This is a genomic window from Sulfuricurvum sp. (assembly GCF_031427015.1).
Taxonomy (GTDB): domain Bacteria; phylum Campylobacterota; class Campylobacteria; order Campylobacterales; family Sulfurimonadaceae; genus Sulfuricurvum.
Map to the genome: position 1 here is coordinate 74,928 of NZ_JASJOW010000006.1, position 19,633 is coordinate 94,560.

A 19,633-nucleotide genomic window follows, 5' to 3' on the forward strand; every position below is an offset into this window, starting at 1 on the left:
ATGATTCAATCAGCATTACGAGAAATTAGACGGGGAACTGCCGAAATTATCGACGAAGCGCGTCTTGAGACACTTTTAAAAAACTATTTTGAAAAAGGGGAGAGTTATACGGTTAAAGCGGGGTTTGACCCGACCGCCCCCGATCTTCATTTGGGGCATACCGTCTTGCTTCAGAAGCTTGCCGTGTTTCAAAAATTCGGAGGACATATTCAGTTTTTGATCGGTGATTTCACGGCGCAAATCGGTGATCCGACCGGTAAAAGCGAAACACGTAAAAAACTTCTCCCTGCGCAGGTTTTGGAAAATGCGCAGAGTTATAAGGATCAGGTATTCAAAATTCTCGATCCTGAAAAAACAACCGTGGTTTTCAATGCCGATTGGATTAACCCTCTAGGCGCGGCAGGGATGCTGGAATTGACAACCACGTATAACGTTGCCCGAATGCTAGAGCGGGATGATTTCGATAAACGTCATAAAGCGGGGATATCCATCTCCATCAGCGAGTTTTTGTATCCTCTGCTCCAAGGTTACGATAGCGTTCATCTTAAAAGCGATATTGAGATCGGGGGGACGGATCAAAAATTCAATCTTCTCATGGGGCGCCACTTACAGCGGGTATATGAGATCGGGAAAGAGCAATCTGTCCTTATGATGCCGATTCTCGAAGGGCTAGACGGCGTTCAAAAAATGTCAAAATCGCTCAACAATTACATCGCGGTAGCCGACGAGCCAAACGATATGTTCGGAAAAATACTTAGCATTAGCGATACGTTGATGTGGCGTTACTATGAGCTTTTAAGCGCTAAAACGATTGATGAGATTGAAGCGATTAAAGTGGGCGTTGAGAACGGCACGTTGCACCCTAAAAAAGTGAAAGAGGCACTGGCGTTGGAGATTACGGAACGATTCCACTCGGCACAGGCGGCACAGCTTGCCCAAGAAGAGTTTGAGCGTGTCCATGCGCAAAGCGAAATTCCGAGTGAAATGGAAGAATTTTCCCTTCAAGGGCCGATTTGGATTGCCAAAGCACTCGTCGATTGTCTCCTCAGCCCATCTACTTCTCAAGCACGTAGGGAGATTAAGCAAGGCTCTGTTAAAATCGATCAAAATAAACTAAGCGATGAGCAATATCAACTTGAACTGGGTGAATACATCCTTCAAGTCGGAAAACGAAAATTTGCGCGATTAAAGGTAATCCCATGAGCTTCAAACCACTTCAAATTGGCAAATATACGATAAAAACCCCTGTTGTTCAAGGGGGTATGGGTGTCGGAATCAGTTGGGATAAATTAGCAGGGACGGTGTCGCTAGAGGGTGGCCTTGGGGTCATTAGTGCGGTAGGGACGGGATATTATGAAAATAAAATGCATGCGGATAAATTGGTAGCTAACCGACCGCTTGATACTGAAAACTTTTATTCTAAAAAAGGGTTGACGGCTATCGTTGAAAATGCCCGAAAAATTTGCGGTGAGGCACCCTTGGCGTGTAATATTTTGTATGCGATCAACGATTATGGCCGTGTCGTAACCGACGCGTGTGAAGCGGGGATTGATATTATTATTACGGGTGCGGGATTACCGACGAATATGCCTGAATTTACGGCGGATTATCCCGATGTTGCTTTGGTACCGATTGTCTCTTCTCCCAAGGCGCTTTCGATTATTTGCAAACGTTGGCAAAAACGGTATAACCGTCTCCCCGACGCCGTAATACTTGAGGGGCCTAAAAGCGGCGGTCACCAAGGTTTTACGTACGAGCAGTGTGAAATGGAAGAGTACCAACTCGAAAACCTTGTTCGTCCCGTAGTGGAAGAAGCCGCTTTATGGGGGAATATTCCGGTTATCGCCGCAGGGGGAATTTGGGATAAAAACGATATCGAAGCAATGATGGAACTTGGTGCTACCGGAGTCCAAATGGGTACCCGCTTTATCGGTACACATGAGTGCGATGCGCATGATAACTTTAAAAAAGTTCTTTTAGAGGCCAAAGAAGAGGACATTACGTTGATGAAATCTCCTGTCGGATATCCCGCGCGCGGTGTTCGTACCAATTTGCGCGATCTGATTGATACCCGCACCGGCCCCTCGATCAAATGTATCTCGAACTGTGTCGCTCCGTGTAATCGGGGTGTAGAAGCCAAAGAGGTCGGATTTTGTATTGCCGATCGACTCAGCGATGCGTACGTCGGAGATTTGGAATTGGGACTTTATTTTTCAGGAAGCAACGGCTACCGGATCGATAAAATTATCTCCGTCAAAGAGTTGATGGAAAAATTAACGCACGGGGAGTGAGTTTCAGCGTGCTGATCCGTATCCTTCTGATAGCTCTCTTAGCCCTGTTTTTGTATGCTGAAGCAAACGATAACGTCCGTTTGGAATCGGCTAAGCGATCATTGCAAAGTAGCGATGAAATCGAACAGTTTCGTGGGTACAATGAGTTTAAAACGATTTATCTTCGCGCCGTCCTCGATAAAAACAGTGCTCTTGCGAGTGAGGCATTGGTGGGGATCGTTTCGGGAGGAGAGAAACTCGGAATCGATGTCAGTAAGTATCAAGCCGATTTGGCAAAACTCAAAATTTCTCCTAAAAAAAGCGAACCTTCTCTTAAACCTGCTGCTTTAGCAGAAAAGACGCTCTCCTCGACCGTCCCCTCGGTCATTTACGACAAAACTTTTAAACCTGCCCTTGTTGCGGGTAAATTTACTACCCCTGAACCTGAGAAAATGATGAAAGTCGAACCTATTGCCAGAGGCAATGAGATAACGATGACGATGCGCCATCGGCTCCTTGATACACAATGGAAAGACAAAGGGTTGGAACTTCTATTTGATACGGAACTAAAGCCTTCTGAAGTACGACTCTCTAAAATTATTGAGGCGGATAAAAAACGGTTTCGCTACATAGTCGATATCGATTCGTCCACCCTTTCAAAAACTCAGACATTAGAGCATCAAAATATCAACCGTATTAAAATGGCACAGTATGATGCTAAAACACTCCGTCTCGTGATCGAACACAATCACGCTATCTCGATTAAAACGACCCCTAAAGGGACAACTCTCTATATTGATCTCTCTCTCGAGCCGCCCAAAACAACCCCTCCTCTTGCGACACCGACTAAGGCAGAGGTCGTACAAGAGCCCCCTCTTGTCGCGGCACTTCCTCCTCTTATCACCGTGACTCCGCGGGATCGAAGCAAAAAAATAATTGTGATTGATCCGGGACACGGGGGAAAAGACAGCGGTGCCGTCGGAAACGGCTTTATGGAAAAAGAGATAGTGTTGCAAATCTCAAATCAGTTGAGTGAGAAGCTTCGCGCACAGGGATATACCGTCTATATGACCCGTAGTAACGATGTCTTTATCGAGCTCAAAGATCGTACGAAATTTGCCAATGATAAAGAGGCGGATCTCTTTATATCGGTACACGCAAACTCCATCCCAAAAACCTCTGATCCGCTCGCCGCACAGGGATTAGAGACCTATTTTCTCTCTCCGACACGCAGTGAGCGTTCTATGCGAGTTGCCGCATTGGAAAACTCCGAAGATATGGAAGAGATGGGGCAGTACGGAAAACTCAGTTTTTTGAGCTTTCTCAATAAAGAGAAAATTATTGCTTCCAATAAACTTGCTATCGATCTTCAAAAGGGGATGTTGGGCAACTTGCGCAAACAATTCCCGAATGTTCACGACAACGGCGTACGAGAAGCTCCGTTTTGGGTTCTCGTCGGGGCGCAAATGCCTGCGGTACTTTTAGAAGTGGGGTATATCAGCCATCCGGATGAGTCGGCGCGTATCGCGGATGAGAAATATCAACGGTGGATCGTAGAGGGATTATTGGAGGGGATTGGCAGATATTTTGCCAATAACAGTTAGAGATTACTCTTCTCGTAGAAATAGTTGGTTGCCTCGACGAACCCTTCGACACTTCCGCAGTCAAATCGTTTCCCCTTAAACTTATAGGCCAGCACGGTTTTGTTTTGTGCTTGGGTCATGAGTGCGTCGGTAATTTGTATCTCTCCCCCTTTGCCCGCGGGGGTATTTTCGAGTATTTGAAAAATATCAGGGGTGAGGATATAGCGCCCGATGATCGCAAGATTGCTCGGTGCATGTTCGGGATCGGGTTTCTCAACCATGTTAGTGATTTTGTAAACCCCCTCTTCAATCTCTTTGCCCTCGATAATACCGTATCGATTCGTATGGCTTGGATCAATCTCTTCGATAGCGACGATAGAACACTTATAACGCTCATAAAGCGCCGTCATTTGACTCAGGATACCATTTCCCTCTCCGTCGCATAAATCATCGGCAAGAATAACCGCAAACGGCTCGTTACCGATGAGTGTTTCTCCCGTGAGGATAGCATGACCCAACCCTTTCATCTCATTTTGGCGTGTGTAGGAGAAAGTACAATGATCGATAAGGGCGCGAATCTCGGTAAGGTAGTGTTCTTTATCAGACCCTTTGATTTGGTGCTCAAGCTCATAGCTCACGTCAAAATGATCTTCCAATGCCCGTTTTCCGCGTCCGGTTACGATTGCCATCGTGTGCATTCCTGCTTCAACGGCCTCCTCGACACCGTATTGGATGAGAGGTTTGGTAAGGACGGGGAGCATCTCTTTGGGCATTGCTTTGGTTGCGGGGAGAAAACGTGTTCCGTAACCGGCGGCAGGGAAAAGACATTTTTTGATCATTGAGACTCCTTAATTATGAGCGTTATTTTATCACAATTGTCTCTTCGGATTTTGTTTACTGTTGAGCAACATTTATTGGGGTACAATGAGCCATGTCGTATAAAGGAAAATTATGAAAAAAACTATACGTTTAGCTTGTATCCTCGGAATTATGGGGACAACACTCGGTGCTTCGAATTTTGATATCGGAGTTTCGGGTTCAGATAGAGGGATTGACGGATTTACACTCTCTATCGGAGATTATTATCGCGTACCGCAACAAGAGGTAATTGTTATCGAGCGTTCGGTTCCCCGTGATGAGATGAGCGTCGTCTACTTTTTAGCGCAGAAATCGCATCGTGATGCACGTTATATTACCGATTTGCGGATGCGCGGTATTAGCTGGTGGAATATCAGTGTACGTCTGGGACTTGATCCGCGTACCCTTTACGTCGTAGAGAGCCGCAGACATCATCAGCCCCCTTATGGAAAAGCGTACGGATATAAAAATAAAAACCATAAATTGCGGGATGTTGAGATTGTTGAACTGGTCAACGTTCGATTCCTCTCAGATTACCATAGAATCGCCCCTGATGAAGTGATTGATCGACGACGCGGCGGTGAGAGATATAACGGAATTAATGAGCATTACCGTGGAAAAAACTCGTCTAATCATCGTGAAGAACGACGTGATGATCGTGGAGACAGAGGTGATAGAGATGATCGCGGGCATGGAAACAAAGGTCATAACGGACGTGACAACTAAAAGTTAGTAACGATTCGTTAGTAAACAAACGAGGCGGGGTTTTCCCCGCACACCGTAATCTGCATCGCTTCAAATTTTAATTTTTTTCAAAATCTTCCATAACTTTTATATAAAACACACGTTATTTAATACAGAAAAAGTCATTATAGTGTCACTGGTATTTTTTTAGGTCTTGGAAAGTACGGTAAATAGGGAATTGAAGTGGCGGACGAGGAGAGATTCGAACTCTCGGTACCGTTGCCAGTACGTCTCCTTAGCAGGGAGGTGGATTCAGCCGCTTTCCTACTCGTCCAGTGTTATTAAAGAGGGCGTAATTATAAGCATACGTACATAACAAGCACCTTAAATAGGTGCTTTGATACGTCAAATTGCGGGAGAGTTTTTGGGAGTAGTGATAATTTGATCCAAAAGGGCTTGTAACTGCGTAGCCAGAACCTCATTAGAAGCTTTTGCTTCGGCAATTTTTTCTTTCAACTTTACAACCAGCTCGATTTTATCCATAAATTTCATGCAGTCTCCTTGCAGGTATTTACAAGAAATAAAGCAAGGAATATTCCAATTTATAAAATAGCGAGGATTTTTTCGACGACTTCGGCAGGATTGGATGCTTTGTAAATCGGTCGCCCGACAACGATAAAGTCAACTTTTTCATCCCGTGCGATTTCGACGGTAGCGACCCGTTCTTGATCTCCCGCATCTTCACCAAACGGTCGGATTCCGGGGGTGAGGGTGATAAAGGTGTCTGACGTGAGTGATTTGATCGAAGCGCTCTCGTAGGCACTGCACACGACTCCGTCCAACCCAGCTTCATGTGCATCCTGTGCAAAACGATCCGCTTTGGGTGCGATTTTCTCTCCGTACACGTGTTTAAACTCTCCCTCTTCAAACGAGGTGAGGGCGGTCACTGCGAGGACGAGAGGGCGGTTTTCATAAGGGGAGAGCCGTTTCATCACTTCGTGCATCGCTTTGCGTCCTGCGGAGGCATGGACGTTGAACATATCGACTCCTAGAGACATGATCGATTCTGCGGCATCCGCCATCGTGTTGGGGATATCGTAGAGCTTGAGGTCTAGAAAAATTTTGAATTCGGGATTGATCGTTTTGATGGCATCGATAAACGGCTTACCGTCACGGATATACGAGCGTAGACCCACTTTCAGCCATAGGGGGTACTCTTTGAGTTTTTCGACGAGGGCTAAGTTCTCTTCCTGATTCGGGAGGTCAAGTGCGACGCACAATTGCATGATAAGCCTTTGGATAATATTGGTAAAAGTATAACCAAGAGAAGTTTTGAAAGGGTTGAGATGGGGTACTGTATTAAATCTTAAAAAAAACGTCCATTTGCATTGTATTAATAATTCATTGATGAAAACAGCCTACAATATTCGAATACTAAAATAAAAAGGGTATCTCATGAAGCGAAATTTGATAGCGATGGCATTAGCCGGATTAGTAATGAGCGTAAGTGTTGCCTCTGCCGCACTCTATAAAGTCGATCCTTCACATTCAAATGTGGGTTTTAAAGTAAAACACATGATGATTAGTACCGTAACCGGAAAATTCGGTAATTTTTCTGGGATGTATGATTTGGAGAAAGGGCAGTTTAAATCCCTAAGCGGAGCTATCAAAGCCGAGTCGATTGATACCGGTATCGCAAAACGTGATGATCATTTACGCAGTGCCGATTTTTTTGATACCGCTAAATTCGGCGATATTAATTTTGTCATGACGAGCGCTACCAAAACCAAAATGACCGGAAATTTAACGATTCGCGGAATTACCAAAAAAGTGGTTCTTGATATCGATATGGGGGGAACGGTAACCGATCCGTGGGGAAATCAGCGTTCAGGTTTTGTATTGAGCGGAAAAGTTAACCGAAAAGATTTCGGCCTAAACTGGAATAAAGCGATTGAAGCGGGCGGTGTGGTCGTCGGAGACGAAGTTAAAATGGTAGTTGAAGTCGAGGGGATTGAGGAGTAATTAAAAAGTTTTGATAAACCCGTCCCGTTTGGGGCGGAATCCCTCTAAATCATTCAGCTTTAACCCCTGTTGTTTTCCCCACACTAAAATAGATTGGCATTTGTACATTTTGGCGTAATCGACCAAATAATCGATCATTTCACGGCTTAGATGCTCATATCCGCCATAGGTCACAAAATCATCCACGATTAAATGGCGTCCCAGTTCTAAATTCTCCCGTATGCTCACCCCCGCATAAATTTGTAACTCACCGCGTTGATACGCACCGATAGGTCGGTAATCTTTGGGATATTGCGAAGTGATGAATGCGTCAAATTGATCGGAGGTAAGTTCGGTACGCAGTGTCGTGAGGAGGGCAAACCCCTCTACCAACTCGGATGCGGAGAGTTCCCGAAATTGCAATTAGTTTCCTAACGCGCTGAGTTGAGCGCCAATTTTAGTAATTTTATCTTCGGCATCGGCAAGACCGTTACGATTTTCAGTAATAACGGCTTCGGGAGCATTGGCGACGAAACGCTCATTAGAGAGCATCCCGCGCAGCTTATCGACCTCTTTTTGGAGTTTTTCGCGCTGTTTGGTGAGTCGATCAATAATAGGGGTTAAATCAATGGCTTCGGTCGGCAAGTATACCTCAACCGATTCTCCGATATCGCTGATGGCGTTATCGATTTTAGAGTCGGTAAAATGGAGCGTTTCGACTTTTGCCAAGCGCACAATAAACGGTGCCATCATAGTTTGATCGCCGCCGCATTTGAGATAAGCGAGGTCGATTTTTTGGTTTCCTAAATCAACAAGCGTTTTGGCACGGCGCAGGGTAACAATCGCATCCATAATGATCGCAAATTCCGCTTCGATGGCCTCATCAACCGCGATATTATCCGGATAGGTCATAATCATGATCGAGTTCCCCTCTTCGAGGGTTGTCCCTGAAAGCTCATGGTAGAGAAATTCGGTGATAAACGGCATAAACGGATGGAGGAGTTTCATCGACTCTTTAAAGATGCTTCCCAGCTCATTGACGCTCTCTTTTGACGCTTTGCCCAGTTCGATACCCCAGTCGCAGAACTCGTTCCATAAGAAGCGATAGAGTACCGTTGCCGCATCGTTAAAGCGGTATTCGTCCAAGAACGCTCTCGTCTCTGCTGTTGCACGATGGAAACGCGAGAGCATATAGCGCCCCAACGGTGTAGTGATCTCTTGATCCGCTAAATCTTTAAAGGTCGGAACATTCATTTGCAAAAATTTGGAAGCGTTGAAGAGTTTGTTGGTAAAGTTACGGCTTTGTTCCAGACGGTCGTTGCTAAGGCGGATGTCACGCCCCTGAACGGCAAGGACAGCTAACGTAAAGCGCAGCGCATCGGCACTGTATTTTTCGACCATATCGAGCGGATCGATAACGTTCCCTTTGGATTTGGACATTTTTTGCCCGTGTTCATCCCGTACCAAAGCGTGGAGATAGATGTGTTTAAACGGCAGTTCGCCCGTAAAGCTTTCCCCCATCATCATCATCCGTGCAACCCAAAAGAAGAGGATATCAAATCCGGTAATCATGAGGGTATTTGGATAAAAGCGAGCCATATCCTCACTTTGGAAAAGTTGATCTTGCGCACTGTCACCGTTCCCCCATCCCAGAGTCGAGAACGGCCAAAGGGCGGAACTAAACCACGTGTCGAGGACATCCGGATCTTGGGTGAAGTTTTTACTTGCACAATGGGGACAATTCTCAGGATTCTCCTCTAAGCTTGCCCACTCATGGCCGCAATCATCGCAGTAAAATACAGGGATACGGTGTCCCCACCAAAGCTGACGTGAGATACACCAATCGCGTAGGTCGCCCATCCATGCATTGTAGCTGTTGATCCAGTGCGGAGGGAAAAACTGTGCCAACCCTTCATTGGTTTTATCGATCGAACCGCGCGCGACCTCTTTGCGGACAAACCACTGTTTGGAGATATAGGGTTCTACGATATTTTTACAACGGTAGCAATGCCCCACTTGGTGGGTGTGTTCTTCGATTTTCTCGATAAATCCCGATTCTTCGAGACGTTTAACGATTATCGCGCGCGCTTCGAGACGCTCTAATCCTTCAAACTCTCCCGCATGGTGATTGAGTATCCCTTTTTCATCGAAAACAGTGATGAATTCGAGATCGTGACGTTTGCCCACTTCGTAGTCGTTTGTATCGTGGGCGGGGGTAACTTTAACGACACCGGTTCCGAAATCACGATCAACATGGCCATCGGCGATGATTTTGATCTCGCGGTTGATGAGCGGCAGAGTGACGCTTTGTCCGATGAGGTGGAGGTAACGCTCATCATCAGGGTGTACCATGATGGCGGTATCGCCGAAATAGGTCTCAGGTCGGGTAGTAGCGACCACGATATGCCCGCTGCCGTCGCTGAAGGGGTAGCGCATATGGTAGAAGTTCCCTTGGTGCTCTTCGTGTTCCACTTCGATGTCGCTGAGTGCGCCGTCATGGGTACACCAGTTGACCATATAGTTACCGCGTATAATGAGGTTTTGGTTATAGAGGTGGACAAATGCCTCTTTAACGGAGGATTTTAGCCCCTCATCCATCGTAAAACGTTCACGGCTCCACGCAGGCGATACCCCCATTTTACGCATTTGGCTCACAATGGTTCCGCCGCTGTGCGCTTTCCATTTCCATACCCGTTCCAAAAACGCTTCGCGTCCGAGCTCTTCTTTGGTTAACCCCTCGGCAAGGAGCTGTTTTTCGACGACGTTTTGGGTCGCGATCCCCGCATGGTCGGTTCCCGGCTGCCACAGAGCGGCATAGCCGTCCATCCGTTTGTAGCGGGTGATGATATCAATAAGGGTATGATTTAGCGCATGACCGATATGCAGTGATCCCGTGACGTTCGGAGGGGGAAGCATGATGGCGAAATGTTTGTTCGGTTTTTGTATGGATAGGTTCCCCTCAACCTCAAAATAGCCTCGGTTCTCCCATATAGGATAATAAGTCTCTTCAATATTTTTGGGATCGTAGTGGGTAGCTGACATAACAAGGCCTTGGTAACAAAAAATATCGCGAATTATACCAAATTTCAGAGGAACGCTAATTGCTTTATATAAAGTATTAATTATCAAAGGTGAACCATGCAATATACTGTGAAGTCAACGATTTTAGGATTTGATCAGATTACCAAGGTAGAGTTGAGCCAAATTGATGAGATGTTTGCTACTCTTAAAAGTTGTGACGGTAGTAATATCAGTTTCACGGTCGTGAATCCCTATCTGTTGCGTGAGTACTCTTTTGATTTACCGACATCGGTGAGAGTTTTACTGGATATTAGTGAAGATTCAAAGGTAGTGGTATATAATATCGCCGTTATTCAAGACCCGCTCGATGAATCGTGCATCAACTTCCTAGCCCCGCTTATTTTTAATCAAGACAACGCGACTATGGCACAAGCGGTATTAGATGTGAAAAATCATCCCGGTCTAGGTTTAGCCGAACCGATTAAAAAATTTAAAGTATAATTTAGCTCCTTCTTTTAGGGGCTTTAAGGAGCCTCTTGCCACTCTCCCGCCTCAACGATCAGCAATATACGGCAGCAACCGCTTCGTATGGGCATAATCTTATTATTGCTTCGGCGGGCACCGGAAAAACTTCCACGATTGTAGGGCGTATCGCTTATCTTATCTCCCAAAACGTCAAACCCGAAGAGATTTTACTCCTGACCTTTACCAACAAAGCGGCGCAGGAGATGGTGGAGCGGGTAGCGGCATTTTTCGGTCGGGAGATCGCTTCCAAAATCGATGCGGGAACCTTTCATGCGGTGAGTTACCGATGGCTCAAACGCAAAGAGGGGAAAGTCGTCCTCAAACAGCCGCGAGAACTCAAAACCCTTTTTCGAAGCGTGTACGAAAAGCGAACGTTTAGCCATATCGATTGCGCGACATCGGCATACGGTGCCAACTATCTTTATGATGTTTACTCGTTTTATCAAAATACCGAGTTGAGTACAAATTTCGAAGAGTGGATTTTGACCCGTCAGGATGAACACGCGGTGTATGCGGCCATCTATGCCGATATCATTGATGAGTTTGAAGCGTTAAAAAAAGAGTACGGATTTGTCAATTTTAATGATCTGCTGTTGCATATGCGCGATTTGGCATTGAAGAGCGATTTGGGGTACAAAGAGGTCTTAATCGATGAGTACCAAGATACCAATGCCCTTCAAGGGACGTTGATCAATGCTATGCGCCCTCCGTCGCTCTTTTGTGTCGGAGATTACGATCAGAGTATTTATGCTTTTAACGGTGCGGATATCTCCATCATCGGCTCTTTTACCACCAATTTCCCTGACGCACAGGTTTATACCCTCAACAAAAATTACCGCTCCACGATTCCGATCCTCTCGCTTGCCAATACGGTTATCGCCTATAATGAGCGGATTTACCCCAAAGCGCTTGAAGTGACGCGCAATCATGAGGCGCAAAGTCCCGCGCTGCTCATCTACGACGAACTGTTTGATCAGTACCACGGAATTGCCCAAAAAATCGGGGATTCCTCTACCAATCGAGAAGAGATAGCGGTGATTTTCAGAAATAACGCCTCGGCAGACGGTATCGAAGCGACGTTGCGTGAGATGGGAATCGCGTGCCGTCGGCGCGGCGGAACCAGCTTTTTTGATTCCAAAGAGATCAAGGCCCTTTTGGATATGTACACGTTATTGGTCAATGAGTCGGATATGATGGCGTTTATCCATCTCTTTGATTACGCCAAAGGGGTGGGAAGTGCTATCGCCAAAGAGCTTTTCGTCGCATTGCAAAAGTTAGGCCGCGGGTCGTTTTTACGCGGATTGTATTCACCTGATGCCGAAATATCCAATCCGTTTGAAAAGCGGCGTCTCAACCATCAGTTGGGACTTTTTGACGATTATGCCGAACTCGGCAGTGCGGGACGGTTTGCAAAACTCGGGTTTGATCCTAATTTTATGGGTAACCCCATTTTAAAACATGCGAAGCTTTCCAAAGATTCCGCCACTTTTTTACATGACCTTTTTACCCTTTTTCGACAATTGCGGGATATCAAAGAGCCTAAGGCGGCGGTTCAAAAAATTGCTCTCTCAAGCTTGTACGCCCATGTGATCGAGATGCTCTCAACAAGGCGGGCTATGACGGAGAACGGCTCTATCGATGAGCGTGCCAAGAGCGAATCCCAAGAGAGAATTCGCCGTAAATGTACTTTGTTGTTTGAACTCTCCCGCCCCTACAAGGATCATGAACGATTTTTAAACGCGATGGTTTTGGGGTCTCAGGATTTGACGCAAGGGGAGGGGGTGCATCTGCTGAGTATCCATGCGTCCAAAGGGTTGGAGTATCAAGAGGTGTATGTTATCGATTTAATGGACGGACGGTTTCCCAATCGAAAACTGATGTGCCGAAGCGGAAGTATAGAAGAGGAGCGGCGGCTTTTTTATGTCTCCGTGACTCGGGCAAAAGATCGTCTCTTTTTGAGCTACGCCAAATACGACAAAATCAAAAAAACCAATTTCGTCCCCTCACAGTTTTTATTTGAGGCGGGATTGATCCCCAAAGATGAAATGTATGCGGCTTTGGTCGCGAAGGGTACAAACGAAGAGGCCTAGCTCTTTTTTATCGGCGACCTTGTACCGCGTTCCCCATCTCCCACATCGGCAAGAAAATACCCAGTGCCAAGAGTACAACCATACACGCAATCAATAAAAGCATAATAGGCTCAACCGCTTCGGAGAGACCGTCAATGATGGCATCAAATTTCATTTTGTAATACTCCATCACCTTTTGCATCATGGCATCGAGTTGACCGCTTGATTCTCCGGCAGAGATCATCTGAATAATCATATTTTCAAAAAGTTTTGTTTCTGCCAAACCGTTATGGAGGGTTCCCCCTTTTTCAACCGTCTGACGCACCGTTAATAACTTTTCTTGCAGGGGGAGGGTATCGATCATGGCGATGGAGGTTTCCAACGCTTCGGCTATCGGAATACCCGCACGAACCAATTCGGAGAAGACCAACGTAAAACGGTTTAGGGTAGCGTACATAATGATATTTTTAATCAGATAGGTTTTGAGTAAGAATTGGTGCCATTTGTACCTAAATTCCCGATTATTATGCAACATGTATCGGAAGGCAACGATAAAAAGGAAAAGTGCGGCAAGAACATACACTCCGTAGGTATTAAACAGATGCTCTAAAAATAATAAAATTTTAGTCGGAACCGGAAGATCGGCACCCAGTTGCTCAAATATGGCTTTGAATTGGGGGACAACGTAAGAGATAAGAACGGTAAAGGCGATGGCCATAGCGATCATAACGTTGCGGGGATACGCCATCGCTTTTTTGAATTTAATAATGTTACGACGAATCTCTTCAAGCATATCGGCAAGCTTATGTAGCGCTTCCGCCATGTTTCCCGTTTTCTCCCCAAGCTCAATCATAGCAAGAGAGAGATTGCCGAGTTCGTAACTAAAATTATGGGCGGAGTGGGAGAGACTGTGTCCGGCATTGATATCTTCCGCCATTGTCCCTAAAACAATTTGCAACGTTTTATCGGTTGTGGCATCGGCTATCTCATTCAAAGAGTCGTGGATTGAGATACCGGCATTCGTCATAACGGCAAGCTGCCGAATCGCGCCAATCAAAGCGTCTTGTTTGAGTTTTCGTTTTCGGATATTGGAGAAAAGGGTCTCTTTGAAACGGCGCAGCTGATCTTCGAGCGGAGGGGTAGCTTCGGTTACTTTTAGAATCATCCCCGAGAATTTTATTTTGGCTAGGTAGTGCGCCTCTTTTTTATTCTCTGCATAAAAACCTTGATTGGTTTTTTTCCCTTTAGCGAGGATGGTCGCTACAAAATATTTCATCCTTTTGCGACTCTTAGAATCTCATCCAAGGTTGTAATCCCGTGCACCGCTTTCGACATGCCGTTTTCAAACATCCCGACAAACCCCTCTTCTTTTGCCTGCTTAACAAGATCATCTTTGGAGGCTCCTCTGGCAATCATACTGGAAATTTCTTCACTCATGGGGAGAACTTCACAAATCATCTCTCGCCCCATGTATCCAGAGCCGTTACACTCTTTACAACCTGCCCCTTCATAAAAAACGGTACTTTGAGGAATGAGGGTATGGTATTCTTGGAGAATATTTTGGGGAATATCGGCCTCTTTTTTACAATGAATACAGATTTTACGGATGAGCCGTTGGGCTTGTACCGCAACAAGTGCGCCGCTTATGAGGTAAGGTTCAATGCCCATATCCACCATACGGGGGATGGCACTGATGGCATCATTGGTGTGGAGGGTAGAGATAACAAGATGCCCCGTGAGTGCGGCTTTGATAGCAATTTCCAGTGTTTCATGGTCACGGATCTCTCCGATCATAATCTTGTCAGGGTCTTGACGGAGGATGGAGCGGAGGGCATCGGCGAAAGAGAGTCCCACTTTTGGGTTCACCTGAACCTGTTGGATCAAATTCATACGATATTCGACGGGATCTTCAACCGTAATGATCTTGTCTTCAATGTTACGAAGCTCATTTAGCGCACCGTAAAGGGTGGTTGTTTTACCGCTTCCCGTAGGGCCTGTGACCAAAATAATACCGAAAGGAGATTGAAGCCCTTTGAGGAGTTTTTGATAGCTTTGGGTATCCATTCCGGAGTCTTCGAGTTTGACGAGCGCTTTGGTCTTATCCAAAATACGCATAACGATCGATTCTCCGTAAATAATGGGGAGCGTAGAGAGACGAAAATCAAACTCCGCGTCCATAACCATTGCGGAGAAACGACCGTCTTGAGGTTTACGGCGTTCAGCGATATCAAGATTGGCCAAGAGTTTAATACGTGAAGCCAACGGCGGATAAATATCTCGATCAAATATAAAAATTTCGGTCAATTTTCCGTCAATACGTCCGCGAACGACACAGTTACGTTCGGTAGGTTCAATATGTATATCGCTTGCACGCCCTTTGATGCACGCTTTTAAAATGACATCAATCAGCTGTAAGATCGAAGAAGCTTCTTGTTGCTCTTCAATGGTTCCGATATTGCGCAATTCATTACGAATATTGGCGACAAGTTCTTTGACACTGTCTTTGAGCTCCATTTTAAACAAATAAGCTTGAATCTGTTTTTCGGTGGCAACGGCAATTTTAAGTGATTTTCGAGGGAAGAGGCGTTGAATAGACTCTTGCGCTTCAATGTTGAGAGGATCGGCGAATACGACCATGACATACATATCGTCTTGCGAGATAGGGAGTGCATTGTACCGTTTAAGCTGAGGTGTCGGTATCTTTTCAACGAGTCGATAATCCATGTCGATGGAGTCGAGATCGATAAAAGGGACTTCAATCACTTCGGCTAAATGGGTCAGAATCGAGATTTCGTCTAAAAAATGGTAATTTTTGATGATGGAGAGTTCATATCGACCGAGTCGGATTTGTTCAACGATAAAACGTTTGATAAAGTTGGTGGAGATGGCCCCCACTTTAGTGAGGGTTTCTAAAACGGTATCATCTTGAACCCCATGGGAGGTAAGACGATCAATTTGTTGTTGCGAGATATGGTGCTTTTCTAACAAATCATGCGTAATGCGATCCATATACTCTATCCTTTATTAATATACATGATGAAGGGTCAATATTTTATCATAGTATTCATCTATCGCGATGCTTTTACGTCCGTTGCTCTGCGTGGGGTAGAGCTTATAGCTGAGGCGGCTATCCGAGGGGTCTTGATACTCTTTGATAGGTCGGTTCGGCTGAGGTGCTTTGAGATACAAATCAAATACTTTAGAGAGGAGATGGGAACTGGTCGGAAATGTGAGATTTTTAATCGGTTTATTATCATACAGCGCTTGCATCAAAAGTTTTTTTTGCATTAGGATAACTGCAAAATATGCGGAATTGGCTCGAGCCTCTTCGCTTTGGTTCAGTGTCATCATGGGCGCAGCCAAGCGGTCGATAAAATCTGCTTTAAGGCATGAAAAAGCATACAAAGAGACATACGCTTCGTCATTTTGATGATAGGGAAAGCCTTTAAGACCGAGATTGCAGGCTTGAAGATAGTTTCCTTGTTGATAAAGAGCATAGAGGCGGTCTCTGGCATCGGCAAAGGAAGAGAGGGTGAATAACACAAAGAAGAGTAAAAATCTCATTTGAACGTACCCCGTTCAATCGTATCGAGCAATGCACGTGCCGCTTCGGAATTTGAATCGGTGATGTAGAACTGTAATGTTTTTTTTGCCTGTTCCGCTCTTCCGAGTTTGACGAGTGATTTGGCAAAGATAATCCAACTCTCCTCAATCTTATTACTGATACTATTGGTTTTTAACGCAAAATTGTAGGCTTCGCTGTAGTTGCCGTGATCATAATGGTAACGGGCAATAAAGAGTCCAAGATTTGCATTGGATGTCTCTTTGAAACGGCGCTCAAGTGTTTCAATATCAAGTTTGGACTCATTGCGGTTGAGGGAAAACGACTTCTCATCGGATAAATCGGGGGGAGGAATAGTGACAAGTTTGGGTATAGGGAGAGGTTCACGAACCGGCTGAGCGTTTTTTTGAAGAGTTGCTTTGGGCGGTTCATTACTCGGTACCGCTGTCTGAAAAGATCGGATGAAGTCCATAGAGGGCTCAAGGAGGGTAGAAGATGCTTCAGGTGTCGGGTTGGAAGGGGATAGGGCAGTTTCTTTGGGTTCATGCTGTATATCATTTTTGGAGAAAGCGACGGCTATCAGGAGTGTCAGGAGAGCAACTACACCGAGAATATAGGGTGAGTATGATTTGATTTTATATTTGAGCCAACGGCGCTCTAGGTTTTGTATGTTAAGCATGGATCAGCCCTGTATGGATAGCTGCCATCTCAATCCACTTAGATTTGAGAGCATTGTATTGGATTAAAGCGGGATTATTTTCTTCATACCAGCAATAGAGGCTGAAAAGTGAAAATAATAATTTATTCGTCTCACGAAAATTTCCTTTGGTTAAAGAGGCGACCAATTTTATATTTTTATCGTTAAACATATTGGCGACATCAAAACAGTTTGCTTTGAGGAGTTTTTTCTGTACGTATATTTTGAGCTCATCGGCGGTAGCGTTTTGAAGTTCTATGCTCTCCCATATCCGCGTTTGGAAATGTTCTTTTGCTATGATCTCTTCTTTATCGGTTTTATGCAAAGTAATAACAAATTTAATAACCCGTGCGTCCGATATCAGGCGAATTTTTTCCATGAGTGATGAGCTATAAAGCTGTGCTTCATCTAAGAGTACAATAGGTGTATCTGAATAAGCGGCATCTTTGGCAATCTCCAAAAAACGGGTTAAAGTGATCATTTCATGGGAGGAATATGTAAAAATCCTTTCGGCTAATACGCGGAGAAAATCATCTTCGTCCACAATCGGAATATCAAACATAAAAACTTTTTGGTATTTGGAAAGGTCGTGGTGAAGTTTATGCAGCAGCATACTTTTTCCCGTACCCGGTCTGCCGAATAGAAGGATCATTTTTAGAGGTTTTTGCACTGAACTTTTGAGAGATTGATAGATGTGTGAAATACTATCGATATGGACGTAGTCCTTAGGATCTACGACATCTAAAAACAGATCGCGCGGTTTTGAAAAAAGGGAATGCTCCATCCGTTATTTACTTTCAGGCTTGGATTCTTCTTCGTTTGGCTTGCCAAGGCGCGTATATCCCAAATCCCCTAAGCTGAGGGTATCGGCCTCTTTTTTAATGATATGCGGTTCGATAATAATAACGATCTCTTCCGTCCGTTTACTGATCCCTTCTCGCTTAAAAAGATAACCTATAACGGGGAGGTCTCCCAAAAGAGGAACTTTGTTTGCGTCATTAACGTTTTTGGTATTGATTAATCCCCCTAAAATGACACGGTTTCCATCTTTAACACTAATGACTGATGACATTTGACGACGACTCAAATCAGGCGGCATCGAGCGGGTTGCGTTGTCCGTAGAAATTTCACTTGCCGTTTCGGAGATGGATGGGTTTATCCGTAAGGTGATACTGCCGTCTCTGGAAATTTCAGGGGTAATATCGAGTAGAACGCCCGAGAAAACAGAAGAAACGGTTTCATCTTCGGTATTATCCGTCCCCCCGCTGCTTGTTGAGGTTGTAGAACTTTTTGTTTTATAAAAGAGCTCGGTTCCGGCGGTTATCAACGCCGGTTGATTGTTAAGGGTCAGGATTTTAGGGTTGGAGATCGAGTAAACATCTCCCTGTGTTTTTAGAAATTTAATGACTTCATTGAGACTACCGCCGGCACTAAGTTGGAAGACATTAGCATTATTCGCGTTTGCAGAAAACCCATCAAATAAAACACCTGTAGAGGTAGCACTGTTTGTTCCACTATAGGTTTTATCGATATTTTTGGTAGTAACATAATCAAAACCAAGTTTTACATTTTGCAATGCGTATAATTGTGACCAGTCTATACCGGTGGATGAAGCATCACTAAAGACGACGCTGTACATTTTTACGTCGATTAACACCTGCGTTTGCATTTTTTTCTGTAAATCTTCCAGATAGGTATCCAACCGTTTAATTTGCGTATTGGTTGCGGTAACGGTCACTAGCCCTGCATTTTTATTAATCATCGGGATTTGAGCTTTATACCCGTCTTCCGGGCGGTTGAGGATACTTTCAAGCTCTTTATCCAGTATTTCCCAAAATTGGACTTCATCACTGGAGGTTATGTTAATCCCCGATTCAGAGGAGGCTCCCCCGCCGCCTGAGGTGCTTTTTGAGGTAGAGGATGTTCCGGTTGCTGCTGTACTCGTATTGGAGCTGAGGGTGATATTGGCACTTCCCACCCCTTTACGTTGTGAAATAATGTAGTCAATGTTATACGTTTTGGTGGTTAAATAAGAAATTTTGAGAATATTGTTTTGCAGGGTATATTGGAGATTGTTCTCTTTGATAATCAAATCCAAAACTTCATTAATAGTTAAATTTTTCAAAAAGGTTTTATTCATCTGTTTTTTTAAAATATTTTCAGCCTGCTCATCGGTTACGATAACGCTCATACCGCATTCGTCGCTTAGCTGATCAACGAATTCTCCTACACTTGTCCCTTTGACCGATGAAATATTGAAAAGCTCATAGGTACAATCTGCATGGAGAGTAGGGATGAGGAGGGTAGCCGCGGCAACGGATAACATAAACGCGCGTACATGGTATTTAATTACAGATCTCATG

General features: G+C 44.9%; 18 protein-coding genes and 1 tRNA gene. 7 read left to right on the forward strand and 12 right to left on the reverse strand.

The window, feature by feature from the left end; genetic code table 11:
- From tyrS to RMO68_RS10725, 3 genes are read left to right on the forward strand one after another with little or no spacing between them, the layout of a single operon-like run.
- Entirely contained in the window at nt 1-1,203 is a 1,203-nt protein-coding gene (gene tyrS / locus RMO68_RS10715) for a tyrosine--tRNA ligase (protein WP_310440749.1), read from the forward strand.
- Nucleotides 1,200-2,291, forward strand: a complete 1,092-nt coding sequence (locus RMO68_RS10720) for a nitronate monooxygenase (protein WP_310440750.1) — start codon at nt 1,200-1,202, stop codon at nt 2,289-2,291. The genes tyrS and RMO68_RS10720 overlap by 4 nt, the downstream gene beginning before the upstream one ends.
- A complete protein-coding gene (locus tag RMO68_RS10725; protein WP_310440751.1) occupies nt 2,288-3,874 on the forward strand; it encodes an N-acetylmuramoyl-L-alanine amidase in 1,587 nt (528 codons plus the stop codon). Before RMO68_RS10720 ends, RMO68_RS10725 begins: the two co-directional genes overlap by 4 nt.
- On the opposite strand, the gene galU is transcribed toward RMO68_RS10725, so the two are convergent.
- On the reverse strand, nt 3,871-4,692 hold the full coding sequence (gene galU / locus RMO68_RS10730; protein ID WP_310440752.1) for a UTP--glucose-1-phosphate uridylyltransferase GalU: 822 nt from the start codon (nt 4,690-4,692) through the stop codon (nt 3,871-3,873). The genes RMO68_RS10725 and galU overlap by 4 nt on opposite strands.
- A 112-nt stretch (nt 4,693-4,804) precedes the next feature.
- Between galU and RMO68_RS10735 the strand changes: the two genes are divergently transcribed.
- Complete coding sequence (locus RMO68_RS10735) at nt 4,805-5,437, forward strand: hypothetical protein (protein WP_310440753.1); 633 nt, start codon at nt 4,805-4,807, stop codon at nt 5,435-5,437.
- A gap of 202 nt (nt 5,438-5,639) precedes the next feature.
- Here the strand turns inward: RMO68_RS10735 and RMO68_RS10740 are convergent.
- The 3 genes from RMO68_RS10740 to pyrF all read right to left on the reverse strand — a co-directional run bounded on the left by RMO68_RS10740 (nt 5,640) and on the right by pyrF (nt 6,681).
- Nucleotides 5,640-5,729: transfer RNA gene (locus RMO68_RS10740), tRNA-Ser, on the reverse strand.
- Nucleotides 5,730-5,800: 71 nt separating this feature from the next.
- Nucleotides 5,801-5,947: a hypothetical protein gene (locus RMO68_RS10745; protein ID WP_310440754.1), complete on the reverse strand. Its 147-nt coding sequence runs from the start codon at nt 5,945-5,947 to the stop codon at nt 5,801-5,803.
- A gap of 50 nt (nt 5,948-5,997) precedes the next feature.
- Nucleotides 5,998-6,681, reverse strand: coding sequence for an orotidine-5'-phosphate decarboxylase (pyrF, locus tag RMO68_RS10750; RefSeq protein ID WP_310440755.1), 684 nt, complete (start codon nt 6,679-6,681; stop codon nt 5,998-6,000).
- 169 nt (nt 6,682-6,850) lie between these two features.
- On the opposite strand from pyrF, the gene RMO68_RS10755 reads away from it, so the two are divergent.
- Nucleotides 6,851-7,417: a YceI family protein gene (locus tag RMO68_RS10755; RefSeq protein WP_310440756.1), complete on the forward strand. Its 567-nt coding sequence runs from the start codon at nt 6,851-6,853 to the stop codon at nt 7,415-7,417.
- On the opposite strand, the gene RMO68_RS10760 is transcribed toward RMO68_RS10755, so the two are convergent.
- Nucleotides 7,418-7,819, reverse strand: coding sequence for a hypothetical protein (locus RMO68_RS10760; protein WP_310440757.1), 402 nt, complete (start codon nt 7,817-7,819; stop codon nt 7,418-7,420).
- Nucleotides 7,820-10,438 carry a valine--tRNA ligase gene (locus tag RMO68_RS10765; RefSeq protein ID WP_310440758.1) on the reverse strand — a complete coding sequence of 873 codons (2,619 nt, stop codon included), beginning with the start codon at nt 10,436-10,438 and terminating at the stop codon, nt 7,820-7,822.
- A 96-nt stretch (nt 10,439-10,534) separates the two neighbouring features.
- Here RMO68_RS10765 and fliW point away from each other — a divergent pair, with 96 nt between their 5' ends.
- Nucleotides 10,535-10,918 carry a flagellar assembly protein FliW gene (fliW, locus tag RMO68_RS10770; RefSeq protein WP_310440759.1) on the forward strand — a complete coding sequence of 128 codons (384 nt, stop codon included), beginning with the start codon at nt 10,535-10,537 and terminating at the stop codon, nt 10,916-10,918.
- A 35-nt stretch (nt 10,919-10,953) separates the two neighbouring features.
- Complete coding sequence (locus RMO68_RS10775; protein ID WP_310440760.1) at nt 10,954-13,032, forward strand: ATP-dependent helicase; 2,079 nt, start codon at nt 10,954-10,956, stop codon at nt 13,030-13,032.
- Between the two features lie 7 nt (nt 13,033-13,039).
- Here the strand turns inward: RMO68_RS10775 and RMO68_RS10780 are convergent, their stop codons facing one another.
- The 6 genes from RMO68_RS10780 to mshL are packed head-to-tail and all read right to left on the reverse strand — an operon-like array spanning nt 13,040 to nt 19,632.
- Entirely contained in the window at nt 13,040-14,287 is a 1,248-nt protein-coding gene (locus RMO68_RS10780) for a type II secretion system F family protein (protein ID WP_310440761.1), read from the reverse strand.
- Nucleotides 14,284-16,020, reverse strand: coding sequence for a GspE/PulE family protein (locus RMO68_RS10785; protein WP_310440762.1), 1,737 nt, complete (start codon nt 16,018-16,020; stop codon nt 14,284-14,286). Before RMO68_RS10785 ends, RMO68_RS10780 begins: the two co-directional genes overlap by 4 nt.
- Before the next feature lie 15 nt (nt 16,021-16,035).
- Nucleotides 16,036-16,575, reverse strand: a complete 540-nt coding sequence (locus RMO68_RS10790) for a hypothetical protein (RefSeq protein WP_310440763.1) — start codon at nt 16,573-16,575, stop codon at nt 16,036-16,038.
- On the reverse strand, nt 16,572-17,252 hold the full coding sequence (locus RMO68_RS10795; RefSeq protein WP_310440764.1) for a tetratricopeptide repeat protein: 681 nt from the start codon (nt 17,250-17,252) through the stop codon (nt 16,572-16,574). The genes RMO68_RS10790 and RMO68_RS10795 overlap by 4 nt, the downstream gene beginning before the upstream one ends.
- Nucleotides 17,245-18,054, reverse strand: coding sequence for an ATP-binding protein (locus RMO68_RS10800; protein WP_310440765.1), 810 nt, complete (start codon nt 18,052-18,054; stop codon nt 17,245-17,247). Before RMO68_RS10800 ends, RMO68_RS10795 begins: the two co-directional genes overlap by 8 nt.
- Nucleotides 18,055-18,057: 3 nt before the next feature.
- Nucleotides 18,058-19,632, reverse strand: a complete 1,575-nt coding sequence (gene mshL / locus RMO68_RS10805; protein ID WP_310440766.1) for a pilus (MSHA type) biogenesis protein MshL — start codon at nt 19,630-19,632, stop codon at nt 18,058-18,060.
- Between the last annotated feature and the right edge of the window lies 1 nt (nt 19,633).